Source organism: Flavobacterium sp., from assembly GCF_023151265.1.
Taxonomy (GTDB): Bacteria; Bacteroidota; Bacteroidia; order Flavobacteriales; family Flavobacteriaceae; genus Flavobacterium.
The window spans coordinates 1-15,934 of sequence record NZ_JAKLJH010000048.1; the positions used below are offsets into that span (position 1 = coordinate 1).

The window sequence follows — 15,934 nt, forward strand, 5'->3', positions numbered from 1 at the left end:
CAATTAGAATTTGGTCGTGTTTAAAATCTTGATATTTATTTGCAACGGCTTTAAAACGCTTTTCTAATGACACTTTTTGCGCATTGGCATAAGCAGGATGAATCACATGTAAAAACGAATACGGATTAAAATCTAACCAAGCAGCAAGCTCAGCCGAACTATAATCGTCATACGTTCTACAGGTTACCAAAGCCACTTTGTCTGGCGCTGGTCGAACTGCTTTAAAAGGTTTTATTTTAGCCATTTTGTTTAGTTTACAGTCTCAGTCGCAGTATTCAGATTAACTGCGACTGAAAACTGTGACTGTTTACTTTAAGAATTGTTTCGAAACTTTTTCTGCTTTTTTGCTTTCTGAGTAATCGTAGAAACCTTCTCCTGATTTAACTCCTAATTTTCCTGCCATTACCATGTTTACCAATAACGGACATGGAGCGTATTTTGGATTTTTGAATCCGTCGTACATTACGTTTAGGATAGATAAACAAACGTCTAATCCGATGAAGTCAGCTAATTGTAATGGTCCCATTGGGTGTGCCATTCCTAATTTCATTACCGTGTCGATTTCGTAAACACCACCAACACCGTTGTATAACGTTTCGATAGCTTCGTTAATCATTGGCATTAAAATACGGTTGGCTACGAAACCTGGATAATCGTTAACTTCTGTTGGAGTTTTTCCTAATTTCACCGATAAATCCATGATGATTTTAGTCACTTCATCCGAAGTGTTATATCCACGGATAATTTCTACCAATTTCATAATCGGCACTGGATTCATAAAGTGCATTCCGATTACTCTTTCTGGATGCACTACATTAGCAGCAATTTGTGTAATAGAAATTGAAGAAGTGTTAGTTGCTAAAATTACGTTATGGTCACAAACTTCGCTCAATTGTTTGAAGATGTTGAATTTCAATTGTACGTTTTCTGTAGCCGCTTCCACTACTAAATCACATCCTACAACGCCATCTTTAACGTCGGTATACGTGATGATATTTCCGATTGTTTTGTGTTTGTCTTCTTCGGTGATACTTCCTTTTGTTACCATTCTATCAAGGTTAGCGGCGATAGTTGCCATTCCTTTTTCTAATGATTTTTCAGAAACATCTATTAATTTTACGGTAAATCCGCTTTGCGCGAACGTATGAGCAATTCCGTTACCCATAGTTCCTGCTCCGATTACTGCGATTGTGTTCATTGTTTTATTTTAGGTTTGTTTTTAAAATATTTGATTCCAAAAATTAATGCGATTATAATAAATATGATTATTTGATTAGTTAAGTCACCATTATTATAAACATAAGAATCGTATAAATAAGCAATTATGAAAAGTACTAAATTTATCCAAATGAAATATTTGAACTTTTTTAAATTAACTTTAAATAACGATAATAGAGAACTAATCATAATTGTTGTAAAACCTACAACAAATATTATATCTTTTGTATTCTCATTAATTGATAGTATAGAAATAAGGATGACATAAATAATTAAATTTATTAGAATTGAAATAATATCACCTTTTTCTATCTTCATAAATTTATCTTTTCATACACTCAATAATCTGATACGCCACACGAAGTGCTTCTGTACCATCTTCTAAAGTTACGATTGGAGTTGTATTATTGTTTATAGCATCAGCGAATGTTTCTAATTCATCTAAAATGGCGTTGTTAGCATCCACTTGCGGATTATCAAAATAGATTTGTTTTTTTACGCCTTCAGCATTTTGTAAAATCATGTCGAAATCACCTGGAACTTCGGGTGCGTCTTTCATACGAACTACTTCGCATACTTTATCTAAATAATCTACCGAAATGTAAGCGTCTTTTTGGAAGAAACGTGATTTACGCATGTTTTTCATGGAAATTCGGCTTGAAGTAATATTTGCTACACAACCGTTTTCGAATTCAATTCGTGCATTTGAAATGTCGGGTGAATCTGAAATTACAGCAACACCACTAGCGTTTACTGATTTTACTTTCGATTTTACAACACTCAAAATCGCATCAATATCGTGAATCATCAAATCCAAAACCACAGGAACATCAGTTCCACGAGGATTGAACTCCGCCAAACGATGCGTTTCAATAAACATTGGATTTTTGATTTTATCTTTCACGGCAGTAAACGCTGGATTGAATCTTTCCACATGACCTACTTGACCTTTTACATTGTATTTGTTTGTTAAAGCAATGATTTCTTCGGCTTCGGCAACAGTATTTGAAATTGGTTTCTCGATGAAAATGTGCTTTCCAGCTTCGATAACTTGTTTTGCACATTCAAAATGTTGCATAGTTGGTGTTACAATATCAACTACATCAACTGCAGCAATTAATTCGGCAATAGAATCGAATTTTTTATAACCAAATTCGGCTGCAACTTTGTTGGCGTTTTCTTCAAAAGCATCGTAAAAGCCAACTAATTCATATTTTTCAGATTGATTTAATAATCGCAAATGTATTTTTCCAAGGTGACCTGCACCTAAAACTCCCACTTTTAGCATAAAAAATTAATTTTATCAAAAGTACGATTTTAGTTGAAAGTGCAAAAGATTAATTCTGAAACTTCGGAAAAAAGTTAGTTTATTTTCTGATTTGTTTTTTGAGATTTTAAAGCTATTTTTACCCAAACAAAAACAACCCAAATTGAAAGATACTAATAAACATCAAGGACTTAGAAATCAGTTGGTAAAGCAATTGGAAGAAAAAGGAATTACCGATAAAAACGTGTTAGCGGCTATTGGAAAAATTCCGCGTCATTTGTTTTTAGATTCTAGTTTTGAAGATTTTGCTTACCAAGATAAAGCTTTCCCAATAGGTGCTGATCAAACCATTTCACAACCATATACAGTGGCTTTTCAATCGCAATTGTTAGAAGTTCAAAAAGATCATAAAATATTAGAAATTGGAACTGGAAGTGGTTATCAAACCGCTGTGTTGTTTGCATTGGGAGCTAATGTTTATTCGATAGAACGCCAAAATCAATTGTTTAAAAAGACTTCTCTTTTGTTGCCAAAATTAAATATTCGTCCTAAAAAGTTAATATTTGGTGATGGTTATAAAGGATTATCTGAGGCTGCTCCTTTTGATAGTATCATTGTAACTGCTGGAGCACCATTTATTCCACAACCATTGATGGCACAATTAAAAATAGGAGGAAGGTTAGTGATTCCTGTAGGTGAAAAAGAGCAAATTATGACGTTATTGATTCGTAAAAACGAAACCCAATTTGAGAAACACGAATTTGGTGATTTTAGATTTGTTCCACTCTTAGAAAACAAAAACTAATTAGCGAAGATTCGTTAATTTTTGTTTTAAAACTTCTAATTCATCTAAGATGGAAGTAATTTCTTTTTCTTTTGATGAATTGCCAACTTCAATACCTTTTTCTTGAAGAATTTCGGTAATAGCTTGAATGGCAAATGGATTTAAATCGAAATTATGGTCTAATTTTACTTTGTACCAAGCGACTAACAACGGTTTTAAATCGATTTCTAAAATTTGGGCAAGCGTTTGAATTTGTTTTTTGGTAGGAATACGAAATCCGTTTTCAAACTTACTAATTAAAGCTTGGTCGATTTTCGCAATTTCGGCTAACTTTCTGGTTGAAAGTTCTTTATCTATTCGGGCTTGTTTTAAAATTTCTTTCATAAAAAATGATTAGAAACTTTTCTTAATTCGATCTAAATCGCGTTTGGTATCTTGTTCTTTTAACGATTCGCGTTTGTCGTAATTTTTCTTACCTCTACATAATGCAATATCTAATTTTGCCAATCCTTTTTCATTGGTAAACAAACGAAGAGGAACAATCGTCAAACCTTTATTATCAGAATCTTTAAATAATTTTTTCAATTCTTTCTTGTTTAAAAGAAGTTTACGTTCACTTTTTGCTTTGTGATTGTAGTGGGTTCCGTATAGATATTCTTCAATTTGCGAGTTAATAACAAATAATTCGCCATCATTAAATTCGCAAAAACTTTCTGTAATAGCAGCTTTTCCGAGACGAATTGATTTGATTTCGGTTCCGGTTAAAACGATTCCAGCGGTGTATCGGTCTAAAATTTCGTAATCGAATTTAGCACGTTTATTAAGTATGTTAACTGTTTTTTGCATAAGGACTACAAATGTAAATTAAAATTGTAGCATTTTAAAATGATAATTACAGATAAATAATTTTTAATCTATGATTTATATCAGTTTTTATGTTTTTTCACTCATCTACCTTTGACTCATAATTTTAAACTAAATAAAAATGAGAAAAATAGTTTTTGCTTTAATGGCAATGTCTTTAATGACAGTAAATTTTGTTAATGCGCAAGATAAGGAAGAAAAAACAAATGAATTTAAAAGATGGCAAGTTCGTTTAAGAGCTTTAGGAGTTGCTCCAGACGAAAGTGCTAAAATTGGAATTATTGGTGGTGATGTTGCTATTTCAAACACGATTGTTCCTGAATTAGATTTTACGTACTTTTTTACAGAAAATTTTGCGGCCGAATTAATTTTAGGAACAACAAAACATGATGTAAAAGCAATTAATACTGCTGCTGGAGATGTAAATTTAGGTAGTGTTTGGTTATTACCTCCAACATTAACGGCTCAATATCACTTTTATACATCAGACAAAAAAGTTTTCAAACCTTATATTGGAGCAGGTGTAAATTATACTTTGTTTTACAATGTTAAGTCAGGAGATGTTGCTGGTGTAGATTATGATAATGCATTAGGATACGCAGCTCAAGTAGGTTTTGACTTAATGTTAGATGATAAATTTTTCATCAATGTTGATGCTAAACGTTTATTTTTAAGTACAGATGTAACAGTTGATGCTTCAAATTTAGCTCCAGGATTAAGTATTCCTGCTGAAGTAGACATTAATCCTTGGTTGTTAGGAATAGGTGTTGGTATGAAGTTTTAATAACATATTGGTTAGTTTTATTAAAAAGAGACTGCTTAAATGCAGTCTCTTTTTTTTTGGCACATATTTTGTTAAATCTTTAGAAGAATTTTTAGGTTAAAATAAAAATGGAAAAAAATGAATTTATTTAGTTTTTTTTATAAATTTATTCAACTAACCTAACTAAGAAAATTATGGACTCAGCATTTGAATTAATAGACAAAGAACTTATCACATCATTAAATTTTCCAAAAACGGATGTACTTGAAGATAGAGAAGCTATTTTAGGTCGCAAAAACGATTTAGATAGAGCCTTATCATTAGGGAATTTGGAACATGTTAAAATTCAAATTTATTTTGAAGATGATATGTCAAAAAAAATGGTAGAAACTACTATTTGGGGTGTTACAGATGAACGTGTTATATTAAAACAGGGAGTTGTAATTCCTGTAAAAAGAATTCACAAAATAGTTTAATTTTAAATTAATTATAGTATGAAAAAAATCGCTCTTTGGGGATTATCCCTTTTATTTACTTTAGGTGCTTTAGCGCAAGAAACAAAAACTGCTAAAGAAGTTAAGAAAGTTACCACAGAACAAACTGAGAAAGACAAAAAAGCGGCTGAAAAGAAAAAGAAAGCTGTTGATAAGAAAGTAGCTGATGCTAAGAAAGATCACGATAAAAAAGTAAAAGAGGCAAAAGACGAAATTTCGAAGGCAAAAAAAGAAACAGATGAGAAAATTTCTAAAGCTAAGAAAGAAGTAAAATCGAATAGTGCTTCAGATAAAGGAGAAGCAAAATCTGCTGCAGGAAAAGCGAAAGCTGAAGCAAACAAAGCAGAGGCCAAAGCTAAAACTGAAACAAAAACTAAAGCAACTGAGACTAAAGCAAAAGTTAAAAAAACTGTAGCTGAAGAAAAAGAAGATTTAAAAGAAACAGCTATTTCTAAAGCAGCTGAAAAAAAAGTAACAGATAAAGTAACAGGCGAATACAAAGGTAAAAAAGTATATACTGGACCAAGAGGTGGAAAATACTACATCAATAAAAACGGAAACAAAACCTATATAGATTAATCTAAGGATTTTACTGTAACCCAATAACGATAAGCAATAATTGCTTTTTGCCATTTTTTAGCTTTTATAGGATCTAATCCTTGTTTTGTAAAACTGGGTAATAGTGCTTTGTTAAGTTTGGCAAGTAGTTTATACATGGTTTAATTTTTGGCAAATATATAAAAATAAAAAATCCCGAGTTGCTCGGGATTTTTTGTTATTTGGTTTCGATAATTATTTTTTTGATTCTTTTCTTTTCTTTTGGAGACATTTCATCTTCAATAATGATTAGATCTTTAATTTTTTCAAAATCGTAGTTTTTTATGAAATCAATATTGTCTTCAAGAATTTTACCTTTTAATTCCAATTTTAGTTGATTTAAATAGTGGGTAGGATATCCTGGAAATTTAATTTTGTCTCCATCAAAAACAACAACATCATCACCATTTTTTATAGTTATAATTCTTGGTTTTGGTTTGTCTGGATTATTTTTTAATTCTAGGTATTCTTTGTAAATTGGATTGTTTTTTTCAAAAAAATCTTTAGATTCAATTACAATAACACCATTTTTAGCTTTTTCGCCATATTTATCTAACGCATACTTTGTAGCAGTCATTACGCTAGATGATGCTATTTCGTTAGGATTAATTTTATCAAGTTCTTTATATGAAATCTCTTTTTCATTAAAAATTATGAGTGCTTTTTTAGAATCAATATTTTTATTATTCTTTATATTATTCATTACATCAACTTGTTCGCTCTTTTTATAGCTAACATCATAAGTGAAAGATTCTTTATTATTTGAACTGTTGGTTGATATAGTAGTCGTTTTAAATTTTTTATTTTCATCACTAATTCCTACTTCCTTTTTTGTCGTAAATTCATAGTAAATCTCATCTTCTTTTTTGTTAATGTTGAATTTTGATTTTAATTCTTTTTCATCTAATTCTTTTAAAACATCTAACTCTTGGTCTAATGGAATTTTAACTTTTTCGTTTTCTGATTGTAGTTTACCGTTGATAATTAGTTTGACTTTTTTTCCGTTTTTAATCATATTATCAACAGTATAGCCTTCAGAATCCATTTTTATTGCTCCGTTTTCATCATCTGAAGTATACTCTGCAGTAACGTTGTTTGAAATTTCTTCAAAACCGCAAGTAATAGTATCATCTTTATCAGAATTAATAAAAATTTTAATAGCATCAATTGGTTCGGATGACTTTCTTTCAAGAATTTGATTATAGGTTTTTCCTGTGTCAAATGTAAGTTTGATTTCGATTATTTCTCCTTTTTTATTTCGCTTTACGTTTGAAATCTTAAGTTTATGTTTTTCGTTTGAAAAAGTCTTTTCTAATTCAGCCAATTCTTTATCTGTGCTATTTTTTGTTAGAATTGAAGAGTAATTTGAGGTAACTGCATAATTAGTTTCTTCAATTTTACTTTCCTTTACTTGCGCCACTGTTTCAATTTGGAACAATAACATAAAGCCAACTAATAGCGGAAGAATAATTCCGTACTTCCAAGCATTTCTTTTGTGGGATTGATTTGTGTGTAACATAACGATTCGTTTTTTGATTAATGATTGATAAAATTGATTAGTAATACTTAAGTCGTGTTGATGAGTCACAACTTTTAATAAGGTTCTTTGATATTCGTATTTGTTTTCGATTTGCTGAAAAGTTTCGTTATCTGCAATAAATTCTAAGTTTTGAAGTATGGCTTTTCGATACAACCAAATCATTGGGTTTACCCAAAAGAAGGCACAAAATAGTTTTGAAAGCAATACATCTATTGAATGTTTTTGCTTCACATGAATGCTTTCGTGCGTTAAAATATGTTGAAATTCTTCTTCAGAAAATCGATTCGGATTAATCACAATGTAATGAAAGAACGAAAATGGATTTTCGGTTGTGTCGGAATGAATTAAAGTAAAATCAGTTTCTTTTTGCTTTTTATTTTTTCGGATTCTATTAAAAAAGGAGACCAATTCAAACGTAATTTTCATTACGATTAACATTGAAATTACTACGTAAGCGGTTGTTAAAATCAATGACCAATCCAAAGGCGTTTCTTGAATAGGAACTTCCATTGTATTGTTTGTTATTGGAATTACCTCTTCATAAAACTCAGGAATAGGCGTTGGTTCTACCCAAATAATTTTGGTAAACGTAATCAAAGGTAAAATCAATGACAAAACCAAACCACTAATTAAATACCAACGATTTGATGTAAAAAAGGTTTCTTTTCGAAGAAATATAATGTACATTAAATAAAACAGAATAATGAGTCCGTTTACTTTTAGGAAATAAATTAATAGATTTTCCATACTATTTCTTTTTTTCGATTAAAGCTAAAATCTCACGAAGTTCGTCTGCCGAAATCTTTTCTTCTTCAGCAAAAAAGGAAACTAAATTTTTGTACGAACTATTGAAATAGTTATCAATAGCTGTATTCATAAAGGTTTTTCTATAATCTTCCAATTTAACGATAGGGAAGTACTGATGCGTTTTTCCGTAAGCATTGTAACCTACGTATCCTTTATCTTCTAAATTACGAACAATAGTAGAAAGAGTATTGTAATGGGGTTTCTCGTCGGTAATTTCTTCCATGATGTCTTTTACAAAAGCTTTTTTTAGCTTCCATAAAATATGCATGATTTCTTCTTCTTTATTGGTTAGTTTTTGCATGACTTATCGTTTTGATAAATCAAATCTATAACTATATTTTTAGTTTTACAACTATTTTTATAGTTATTTAACTAAATTTTTAGTTTTATAAATTTCTTGGCGGTTCTTTAGCTACCAATTTATTGGTCCACATGAATAGTACAACACCAATAACACCAAGTGTTCCCATGAAAAACCAGTTGGTTTGATAGCTGAATAAATCAATAATTTCCATTCCGGTTTTCGCACTTAAAATATGAGCCAAACTATAACTCATGGTAAAAATTGCCATGTAACGACCTTCGTGACCTTTAGGAGCGCGACTCATAGCAAAAGAATTCGAAAAAGGAAAGGCGAACATTTCGGCAAACGTCATGAAAATCATCATGATGATTAAGATTCCAGCCCAATTATTTACTAACAACAAATAAATACTTATCGCCATCGCTAAACAGCCATAGGTAATGACTTTTAGTTTGTTGATTTTGTGTTTTTCGATGTAACTCACAATTGGCATTTCTAAGAAGAATACTAAAATACCATTTAAGGTTAATAATAATCCCGTTTGAAATTCCGATAAATTAAATTGTTCTTTATGATATAATGGAATGGTAGTAAACAATTGGAAGAATAAAATTCCAGTAATTAAAGTTCCTATTAAGAAAATCCAGAAAGGCGTATCTTTAAAAACGGAATGTGTTAATACTTCACCTGGATGCTCTTTATCAGTATATTTTGATTTTTTCTTCTCTTTTACTTTGATCCAAAAAATTAATATTGCCAAAATGCAACTTGTTCCATCTACCCAAAATAATCCTTTATATCCAACACTCATGATTAATAATCCACCCAATGCTGGTCCAGCTGCAAAGCCTAAGTTGATAGCTAATCGAACTAAAGTTAAGGCGCGAGTTCTATTTTCAGGTTTTGCATAAGCTCCTAAGGATACAAACATGGCAGGGCGAAACATATCGGCAACCGTCATAATTAAGAACATGGCAATAAGTAAACCTTCAAAACTTTTTACGAATTGCAAGCCAAAAAAAGCAAATCCACTGGTTAGTAAACTAAAAATCATGATCTTATAAAACCCGATTTTGTCGGATAGTTTTCCACCTAACCAAGATCCTAAAATCGAACCACAACCAAAGCTTACCATAATCCATCCTACTTGGCTGTACGAAAAATGCAAATCTTCTTTCAAGTATTTCGACAAGAAAGGAAGTACCATAGTTCCGGCACGATTGATGAAAGTGATTAAGGTAAGTATCCAAATTTCGCGAGAAAATCCTCTGAAATTATCGATGTATTTATTGAAGGCGCGTTTTAACATGACTTTATTTCTGATGCAAAATTACGAAAGCTCAAGACAATAAAATGTTATAGAAATTATATATTTTTGTAAAAAATACTTTCAATGAAAAAAATCATTCTTTTTCTTTTTTGTTCAGCTTTTGCGTTTGCACAAAAAGACTTGACTTCTGCTGAAAAATTTCAAGCAGAACTAAATCAAAGTTATGCAGATTCTTTGAAAAGTCCTTTGATGAAAGCCGATTTAAAAGTTTTTAAAGGTTTAGATTTTTTTCCTTTGAATGAAAAATTTATTGTGGAAGCAAAGTTTGTTAGAACCAAAAAAGAGAAAGCTTTTGGTATGAAAACCACAACTTCGAGAACGCCATTGTATGTGAAATATGGTGAACTTCATTTTACTATTGATAATAAAGATCTAAAATTGAATGTTTATAAGAACATCGATTTATCGAAAAAACTGGGTTATGAAGACTATTTATTTCTTCCTTTTTCCGATTTGACTTGTGGAAAACAAAGTTATATTGGTGGAAGATACGTTGATATGAGAATGCAAAAAGGAAAAACATGGACCATCGATTTTAATAAAGCATATAATCCGTATTGTGCTTATAATTATGAATATTCGTGTCCGATTGTCCCTTTGGAGAACGATTTAGATATCGAAATTAATGCTGGAGTAAAGAAATTTCATGACTAAATTTATCAACTTACATACGCATAAATTTTCGAATTTTTCGGATGTGATTGAAGTCGTAAATCAATATCCTTGGGAATTTGATGCATCAGTTCCAAATTATTCTATTGGTATACATCCTTGGTATATTGATGAAAATCGTTTAGAAAAAGATTTGGAAATCATCAAAGAAAAATTGCAATTACCAGAATGTTTAGCATTAGGAGAATGTGGTTTAGATAAACGAATTGAAATCCCATTAGACAGACAAATTTCAGTGTTTAAACAGCAATTGGAAATCGTAAAGCAAACCAATAAGCCTATCGTTTTGCATTGTGTGGCGGCTTATGATGAAGTGATTGCCATCAAAAAAGAAATGAAGATTGAAAATCCAATGATTATTCATGGTTTTTCAAAAAACGAACAAGTAGCACAATCTCTTTTAAAAAGCGGATTCTATCTTTCGTTTGGAAAATACTTACTTCGTAATCCAGATTTAGAAAAAGTATTTACCTTTGCACCCGAAAATCAAATTTTATTAGAAACAGATACTATTGAGGAAACTATTTATCAAGTTTATGAAAAAGCAGCTGCGATAAAAGGAATTTCTGTAGAGGAGATGAAAGCGATTGTTTTTACTAATTTTTCAAAGATTTTCAGTTAACCAATTTAACGATTCAACCCAATTATGGCAAAGTGGAAAGAAAGAGCAGTATTGCTATTTAAAGAAGAAGGTATTCAACGATTAGAAAACGCAAATGTTTTAGTTGTTGGATTAGGAGGAGTAGGGAGTTTTGCTGCGGAATTTTTAGCGCGAGCAGGTGTTGGTTCTATGACAATTGTAGATGGAGATGTAGTGGATATTACCAATATTAATCGTCAATTGCCCGCTTTGCATAGTACTGTTGGTGAACCAAAAGTAAAAATTGTTGGTGACAGATTGATGGATATTAATCCTGATTTAAAATTAACTCGCATTGAAGAGTTTTTATCACCAGAGCGTGCTTTTGAATTAGTAACACCAGAATTTGATTACGTTTTAGATTGCATCGATAGCTTAACACCAAAAATCAATTTGATAGTAGCTTGTAAACGCAAGAAAGTGAAAGTTATTAGTAACATGGGAGCAGGAGGCAAGTTTGAAGCTGAAAAAGTTCGTGTAAAAGACATTAGTAAAACGGATTATTGTCCGTTAGCGAAACAAGTGAGAAAACGTTTAAAACTAGAAGGAATTTCGAGCGGTGTTAAAGTAGTTTACTCTTTTGAAAGACCCGATTATGACAGTGTAAAAATGACTGATGGCTCTAACTTCAAAAAGTCTTTTTATGGAACAAATAGTTGGATGCCAGCTTTGTTTGGTTTGCATGCAGCAGAAACAGTCGTAAAGCATTTGATTGGGAAAAATAAATAATAAAAAAAGGACATTTTTAAAATGTCCTTTTTTGTTATCTTGAAGTTCTTTCGGTAATATCTTCGTTGTATTTATCGTAGAAAGTTTGCACTTTTTCAGGGTTTAAGTTTCCTTTGGCATCTATTACTTTTTCTTTTAAAAGCCATTTAACTAGTTTTTGCATATTTTTTCTAGAATTCATTCCAATTCCAGCAATTACATGTTCAACACTTGTAGATTCAACTTTTGTTTTAGCAGTTAAAAAGTTTAAAATAATGTAGTCATCGTCACTATATTGATCAGTTTCATTATTGTGCCATTTAAAAAGTAGAATCTCATCATCACTTTCCAAAGAATAAAAAGAATGTTGTAAAATATTTATTTTTTCATATTTCAAGATTGGAGTTCCATCTAAAAGAACTTTATCATCTTTAATTTCGACTTCTTGTGCATTTAAAAATGTAATACTTGAAATTAGTAATGTAATTGTTAAAAATAGTTTCTTCATTATAATAGAGTTTGAATTATTGATTTGTATTTGTAGAATTTTCTTCTTTAGGAGATGTTTCTTCTTCTGTACTAGTTTCTAATTTTGGTTTTGGAGCATAAACTTTTTTCTTAACAGGAACATATAATTCTGTTACCCATTTTGAAGGTTTGCGTTCTTTTGGTAAACTTACTTTGTAAACTTCAATAAATTTTCCGTTGAATGAATCTTCTACTAATTTGTATTTTTGTCCATAATTTCGAGCTTTATTCCATGCTTCTTTGCGATGAGAGTAATCTCCGGTTAAAGTTGTTTTTACGGCTAAAAATTCATCAAAATGACCGCCAGAAATTTCACTTCCTGGAGTAGTTAAAATTTCTTCTTCAACAGGAACACACATGGCAAAAATAATTTCTTTATCATTTGAACTAATGCTTTCGTATGTAATAAAAGGCAATCCTAAAATTTCAATATCATTCTTTTCTACAAATGACATCATGTTTTGTAACATTGATTTAGATACTTTTTGAAAATCAGCTGTACTACAAGTGTCAATTTGTTGTATGTAATTGGTCATGTGTTTCGTAACCAATCCGTTAATTTTAATGTTGTAATTTTTTAATTCTTTTACTAAATAAGTATCGATGTTTTCTAAACCTTCTTCTAATTTATCGCCTAAAACATTTTCAACACCACCTTGAATTACACTTAATAATTTCAAATTAAAATTTAAATTCCCTTTCATTTCCCAAGTAATCAATACACCTTGCTTGGTTTTTTGAAATCGCATTAACGATTCATTTTTAATTTCAGAAATGGTTATGTTTTGCGCCAAACTATCGTTTGGAATGACTTTAATATTTTTAAAAGAAGCTTCATTTGATTTCCAAGGTGACCAATCTTCACTTGAAGTAGAATCTGTTACAAAAGTGAATACTACGTCTTGAGCAATTTTAATCTCTTTTGAACGTACAATTTTATAATCACCTTTTAGAGTAGCCACAAAAACAATGAAGGCAACGCTTAAAAGGAGTAAAAGAAGTAATATGTATTTTAAAATTCTCATCGAGGGGCATTACGTTTTATCAAAAGTAAGAAAATTAATCTTTCATCAAGACTTTTATCAAAAATAGTAATCCTATAAAGGCTAAAAATCCAAGAAATACCCAATATGTCCCTTTGTAGAAAGGTTTCATTTGTCTTAAATCTTTACGATATACTAATATCATTGTGGTTACAAAAGCAATTATAAAGAAAATAGCAAAGTAGATTTGTCCTGTTGAAAACATATTGAAAATTTTCACAAAAATAACAATTTAATACTATCTATTTTTTTAAATTTAGATAAATTTATTATGATCAATTATGCAAAAACAATTAAATGCAGTAAGGTTGTTTCACGAAACTTATGGTTTAGGTGTTAGTGAAGAAATGAAAGCCGATTTAGGTACTTTAAAAAACGAACTTCGTTTTAACTTAATGAAAGAAGAAAACGAAGAATATTTAGAAGCGGTTCAAAATAATGATATCGTTGAAATTGCTGATGCTTTAGGTGATATGTTGTATATTTTATGTGGTACCATTTTAGAACACGGATTGCAACATAAAATAGAAGAAGTGTTTGATGAAATTCAACGTTCAAATATGAGTAAATTAGGCGAAGACGGAAAGCCAATTTACCGAGAAGACGGAAAAGTAATGAAAGGTCCGAATTACTTTAAACCTAATTTTGAAGAAATTTTAAAATAACAAAAAGGCGATTTCAATTTTGAAATCGCCTTTTTTAGGTATTTATGAATTCTTATATTTTAACTGTCCAACCAAAAGTATCTTCTGCTAATTTATATTGAATATTTGTTAATTTTTCTTTGATTTCAAGCGCCATTGAATTTTCTAATTTTGGCAATTCATAATAATGGTCTTGGAATGAAAATCCAACAATTGGGTTGATTACTGCAGCCGTTCCAGCTCCAAAAATTTCTTTTAAAGAGCCATTTTTAGCAGCTTCTACAATTTCTTCTACTAAAACTGGACGTACTTCAATTTTTATATTTTCTCTTTGAGCTAATTCGATAACACTTTTACGAGTAACACCATCTAAGATTCTTTCGCTTGTTGGAGCTGTATAAATCGTATCGTTAATTCTAAAGAAAACATTCATGGTTCCAGCTTCTTCTAACTTAGTATGCGTTGCATCGTCTGTCCAAATGATTTGTTGGAAACCTTGTTCGTTAGCTAATTTTGTTGGGTAAAATTGCGCTGAATAATTTCCAGCTGCTTTTGCTGCTCCAATTCCTCCGTTTGCTGCTCTACTATAGTGTTCAGCAATAATTACTTTAACTTCTCCCGAATAATAAGCACGAGCTGGAGATAAAATAATCATAAAACGGTATTCTTGAGAAGGCGCTGCAATTACACCATGTCCGGTTGCAATCATAAACGGACGGATATATAATGTATTTCCTTTTCCTTTTTTAACCCATTCTTTTTCAATTTCTAATAAACGGTGCAAACCTCCTAAGAAAACATCTTCTGGAACTTCTGGCATTGCCATTCTGGTAGCACTTTTATTAAAACGGTGGTAGTTTTCATCAGGTCTAAATAACCAAACATCATCTTGTTGGTCTTTGTAAGCTTTCATACCTTCAAAAATAGCTTGTCCATAGTGGAAAACTTTAGCAGAAGGATCAATCATGAAAGGTGCATAAGGCTCTATAACAGGTTTTTGCCATGCTCCATCTACATAATCGCACACTAACATATGGTCTGTAAATACATTACCAAAGGTTAAGTTTTCAAAATCAACCTCGCTGATTTTTGAATGAGGAGCCGAAATAATTTCAATTTCGTTTAAAGTTTTTAATTCCATTAGGGTCAAACTGTTATTGTTAAGCTTTTGGTTTTCGCAAAAAAAACCTTTTTTTTCTATGTTTTTTGCAAATTTAATAAAAAATAGCCTTTGTTATTATGTTTTACAAAATAATTATTAACATGCGATTAATTCACAAACTACTGATTTTCTTAATGATATTTCTTTTTTTCTAAACTTTATAACAAAATATTGGTTTCATCATTACTTTTAATTTTAAGTTCTCACTTGAGAAAATTTGTTTAAATTTGTTCCATAATCTAAATATAACCATGAAAAAAATAAAATTTGTTTTAGCAATTTTAGCTATTCTATTCTCATTTCAAGTTGAAGCACAAAAAACAACAAATTCAAATGCTCAAAATCTTTCAGGATATGCTTCTTTTGGAGAAAAATTTACTCCAAATAAAGTTATCTCTAAAGATGCTATGTTGAAAAAATATAAGAATTTGAAAAAAGGAGACTCAATTCCTGTTCAATTTAAAACTACTATTAATTCGGTTTGTAAGAAAAAAGGTTGTTGGATGAAATTAGATTTAGGTAAAGGAGAATCTTCATTTGTAAAGTTTAAAGATTACGGTTTTTTTGTT

General features: G+C 30.5%; 21 protein-coding genes. 9 read left to right on the forward strand and 12 right to left on the reverse strand.

Annotated elements, in window-relative coordinates; translation table 11 throughout:
* The 3 genes from L6Q46_RS06130 to L6Q46_RS06140 all read right to left on the reverse strand — a co-directional run.
* Nucleotides 1-244, reverse strand: a 244-nt coding sequence (locus L6Q46_RS06130; protein WP_291283565.1) for a DUF1015 family protein, incomplete at its 3' end; no start/stop codon positions are given.
* A gap of 63 nt (nt 245-307) precedes the next feature.
* Complete coding sequence (locus L6Q46_RS06135) at nt 308-1,198, reverse strand: 3-hydroxybutyryl-CoA dehydrogenase (RefSeq protein ID WP_291283566.1); 891 nt, start codon at nt 1,196-1,198, stop codon at nt 308-310.
* Between the two features lie 342 nt (nt 1,199-1,540).
* Complete coding sequence (locus L6Q46_RS06140; RefSeq protein ID WP_291283567.1) at nt 1,541-2,506, reverse strand: Gfo/Idh/MocA family oxidoreductase; 966 nt, start codon at nt 2,504-2,506, stop codon at nt 1,541-1,543.
* Between the two features lie 142 nt (nt 2,507-2,648).
* Between L6Q46_RS06140 and L6Q46_RS06145 the strand changes: the two genes are divergently transcribed.
* Complete coding sequence (locus L6Q46_RS06145) at nt 2,649-3,290, forward strand: protein-L-isoaspartate(D-aspartate) O-methyltransferase (protein WP_291283568.1); 642 nt, start codon at nt 2,649-2,651, stop codon at nt 3,288-3,290.
* Here the strand turns inward: L6Q46_RS06145 and L6Q46_RS06150 are convergent, their stop codons facing one another.
* Nucleotides 3,291-3,653 carry a helix-turn-helix transcriptional regulator gene (locus L6Q46_RS06150; protein ID WP_291283569.1) on the reverse strand — a complete coding sequence of 121 codons (363 nt, stop codon included), beginning with the start codon at nt 3,651-3,653 and terminating at the stop codon, nt 3,291-3,293.
* 9 nt (nt 3,654-3,662) lie between these two features.
* A complete protein-coding gene (gene smpB, locus L6Q46_RS06155; protein ID WP_291283570.1) occupies nt 3,663-4,115 on the reverse strand; it encodes an SsrA-binding protein SmpB in 453 nt (150 codons plus the stop codon).
* A 139-nt stretch (nt 4,116-4,254) separates the two neighbouring features.
* Between smpB and L6Q46_RS06160 the strand changes: the two genes are divergently transcribed.
* From L6Q46_RS06160 to L6Q46_RS06170, 3 genes are all read left to right on the forward strand, one after another.
* Nucleotides 4,255-4,917, forward strand: coding sequence for an OmpW family outer membrane protein (locus L6Q46_RS06160; RefSeq protein ID WP_291283571.1), 663 nt, complete (start codon nt 4,255-4,257; stop codon nt 4,915-4,917).
* A 173-nt stretch (nt 4,918-5,090) separates the two neighbouring features.
* Nucleotides 5,091-5,372 carry a hypothetical protein gene (locus L6Q46_RS06165; protein ID WP_291283572.1) on the forward strand — a complete coding sequence of 94 codons (282 nt, stop codon included), beginning with the start codon at nt 5,091-5,093 and terminating at the stop codon, nt 5,370-5,372.
* 18 nt (nt 5,373-5,390) lie between these two features.
* Nucleotides 5,391-5,969 carry a hypothetical protein gene (locus L6Q46_RS06170; protein WP_291283573.1) on the forward strand — a complete coding sequence of 193 codons (579 nt, stop codon included), beginning with the start codon at nt 5,391-5,393 and terminating at the stop codon, nt 5,967-5,969.
* Here L6Q46_RS06170 and L6Q46_RS06175 read toward each other — a convergent pair.
* The 4 genes from L6Q46_RS06175 to L6Q46_RS06190 form a co-directional block, all read right to left on the reverse strand.
* Entirely contained in the window at nt 5,966-6,106 is a 141-nt protein-coding gene (locus L6Q46_RS06175; protein ID WP_166236213.1) for an SsrA-binding protein, read from the reverse strand. The genes L6Q46_RS06170 and L6Q46_RS06175 overlap by 4 nt on opposite strands.
* 59 nt (nt 6,107-6,165) lie before the next feature.
* Nucleotides 6,166-8,274, reverse strand: a complete 2,109-nt coding sequence (locus L6Q46_RS06180) for a M56 family metallopeptidase (RefSeq protein WP_291283574.1) — start codon at nt 8,272-8,274, stop codon at nt 6,166-6,168.
* Nucleotide 8,275: 1 nt separating this feature from the next.
* Nucleotides 8,276-8,635, reverse strand: a complete 360-nt coding sequence (locus L6Q46_RS06185) for a BlaI/MecI/CopY family transcriptional regulator (protein ID WP_291283575.1) — start codon at nt 8,633-8,635, stop codon at nt 8,276-8,278.
* 85 nt (nt 8,636-8,720) lie between these two features.
* On the reverse strand, nt 8,721-9,947 hold the full coding sequence (locus L6Q46_RS06190; RefSeq protein WP_291283576.1) for an MFS transporter: 1,227 nt from the start codon (nt 9,945-9,947) through the stop codon (nt 8,721-8,723).
* Between the two features lie 84 nt (nt 9,948-10,031).
* Here L6Q46_RS06190 and L6Q46_RS06195 point away from each other — a divergent pair, with 84 nt between their 5' ends.
* Genes L6Q46_RS06195 through L6Q46_RS06205 form a run of 3 tightly spaced genes read left to right on the forward strand, consistent with a single transcriptional unit; the run spans nt 10,032 to nt 12,009 of the window.
* Nucleotides 10,032-10,622, forward strand: coding sequence for a DUF1684 domain-containing protein (locus L6Q46_RS06195; protein ID WP_291283577.1), 591 nt, complete (start codon nt 10,032-10,034; stop codon nt 10,620-10,622).
* Nucleotides 10,615-11,262, forward strand: coding sequence for a TatD family hydrolase (locus tag L6Q46_RS06200; protein ID WP_291283578.1), 648 nt, complete (start codon nt 10,615-10,617; stop codon nt 11,260-11,262). The genes L6Q46_RS06195 and L6Q46_RS06200 overlap by 8 nt, the downstream gene beginning before the upstream one ends.
* Before the next feature lie 24 nt (nt 11,263-11,286).
* The gene (locus L6Q46_RS06205) at nt 11,287-12,009 is read left to right on the forward strand and encodes a tRNA threonylcarbamoyladenosine dehydratase (RefSeq protein ID WP_291283579.1); all 723 of its coding nucleotides are present in this window, start codon (nt 11,287-11,289) and stop codon (nt 12,007-12,009) included.
* A 34-nt stretch (nt 12,010-12,043) separates the two neighbouring features.
* Here L6Q46_RS06205 and L6Q46_RS06210 read toward each other — a convergent pair whose 3' ends face one another.
* A complete protein-coding gene (locus L6Q46_RS06210; protein WP_291283580.1) occupies nt 12,044-12,496 on the reverse strand; it encodes a hypothetical protein in 453 nt (150 codons plus the stop codon).
* A gap of 16 nt (nt 12,497-12,512) precedes the next feature.
* Nucleotides 12,513-13,541, reverse strand: a complete 1,029-nt coding sequence (locus L6Q46_RS06215; protein WP_291283581.1) for a hypothetical protein — start codon at nt 13,539-13,541, stop codon at nt 12,513-12,515.
* A 299-nt stretch (nt 13,542-13,840) separates the two neighbouring features.
* Between L6Q46_RS06215 and L6Q46_RS06225 the strand changes: the two genes are divergently transcribed.
* The gene (locus L6Q46_RS06225) at nt 13,841-14,224 is read left to right on the forward strand and encodes a nucleoside triphosphate pyrophosphohydrolase family protein (RefSeq protein ID WP_111565661.1); all 384 of its coding nucleotides are present in this window, start codon (nt 13,841-13,843) and stop codon (nt 14,222-14,224) included.
* Between the two features lie 52 nt (nt 14,225-14,276).
* Here L6Q46_RS06225 and L6Q46_RS06230 read toward each other — a convergent pair whose 3' ends face one another.
* Nucleotides 14,277-15,344: a branched-chain amino acid aminotransferase gene (locus L6Q46_RS06230; protein WP_291283582.1), complete on the reverse strand. Its 1,068-nt coding sequence runs from the start codon at nt 15,342-15,344 to the stop codon at nt 14,277-14,279.
* 272 nt (nt 15,345-15,616) lie between these two features.
* Between L6Q46_RS06230 and L6Q46_RS06235 the strand changes: the two genes are divergently transcribed.
* A partial coding sequence (locus L6Q46_RS06235) for a DUF4920 domain-containing protein (protein WP_291283583.1) occupies nt 15,617-15,934 on the forward strand: 318 nt, incomplete at its 3' end.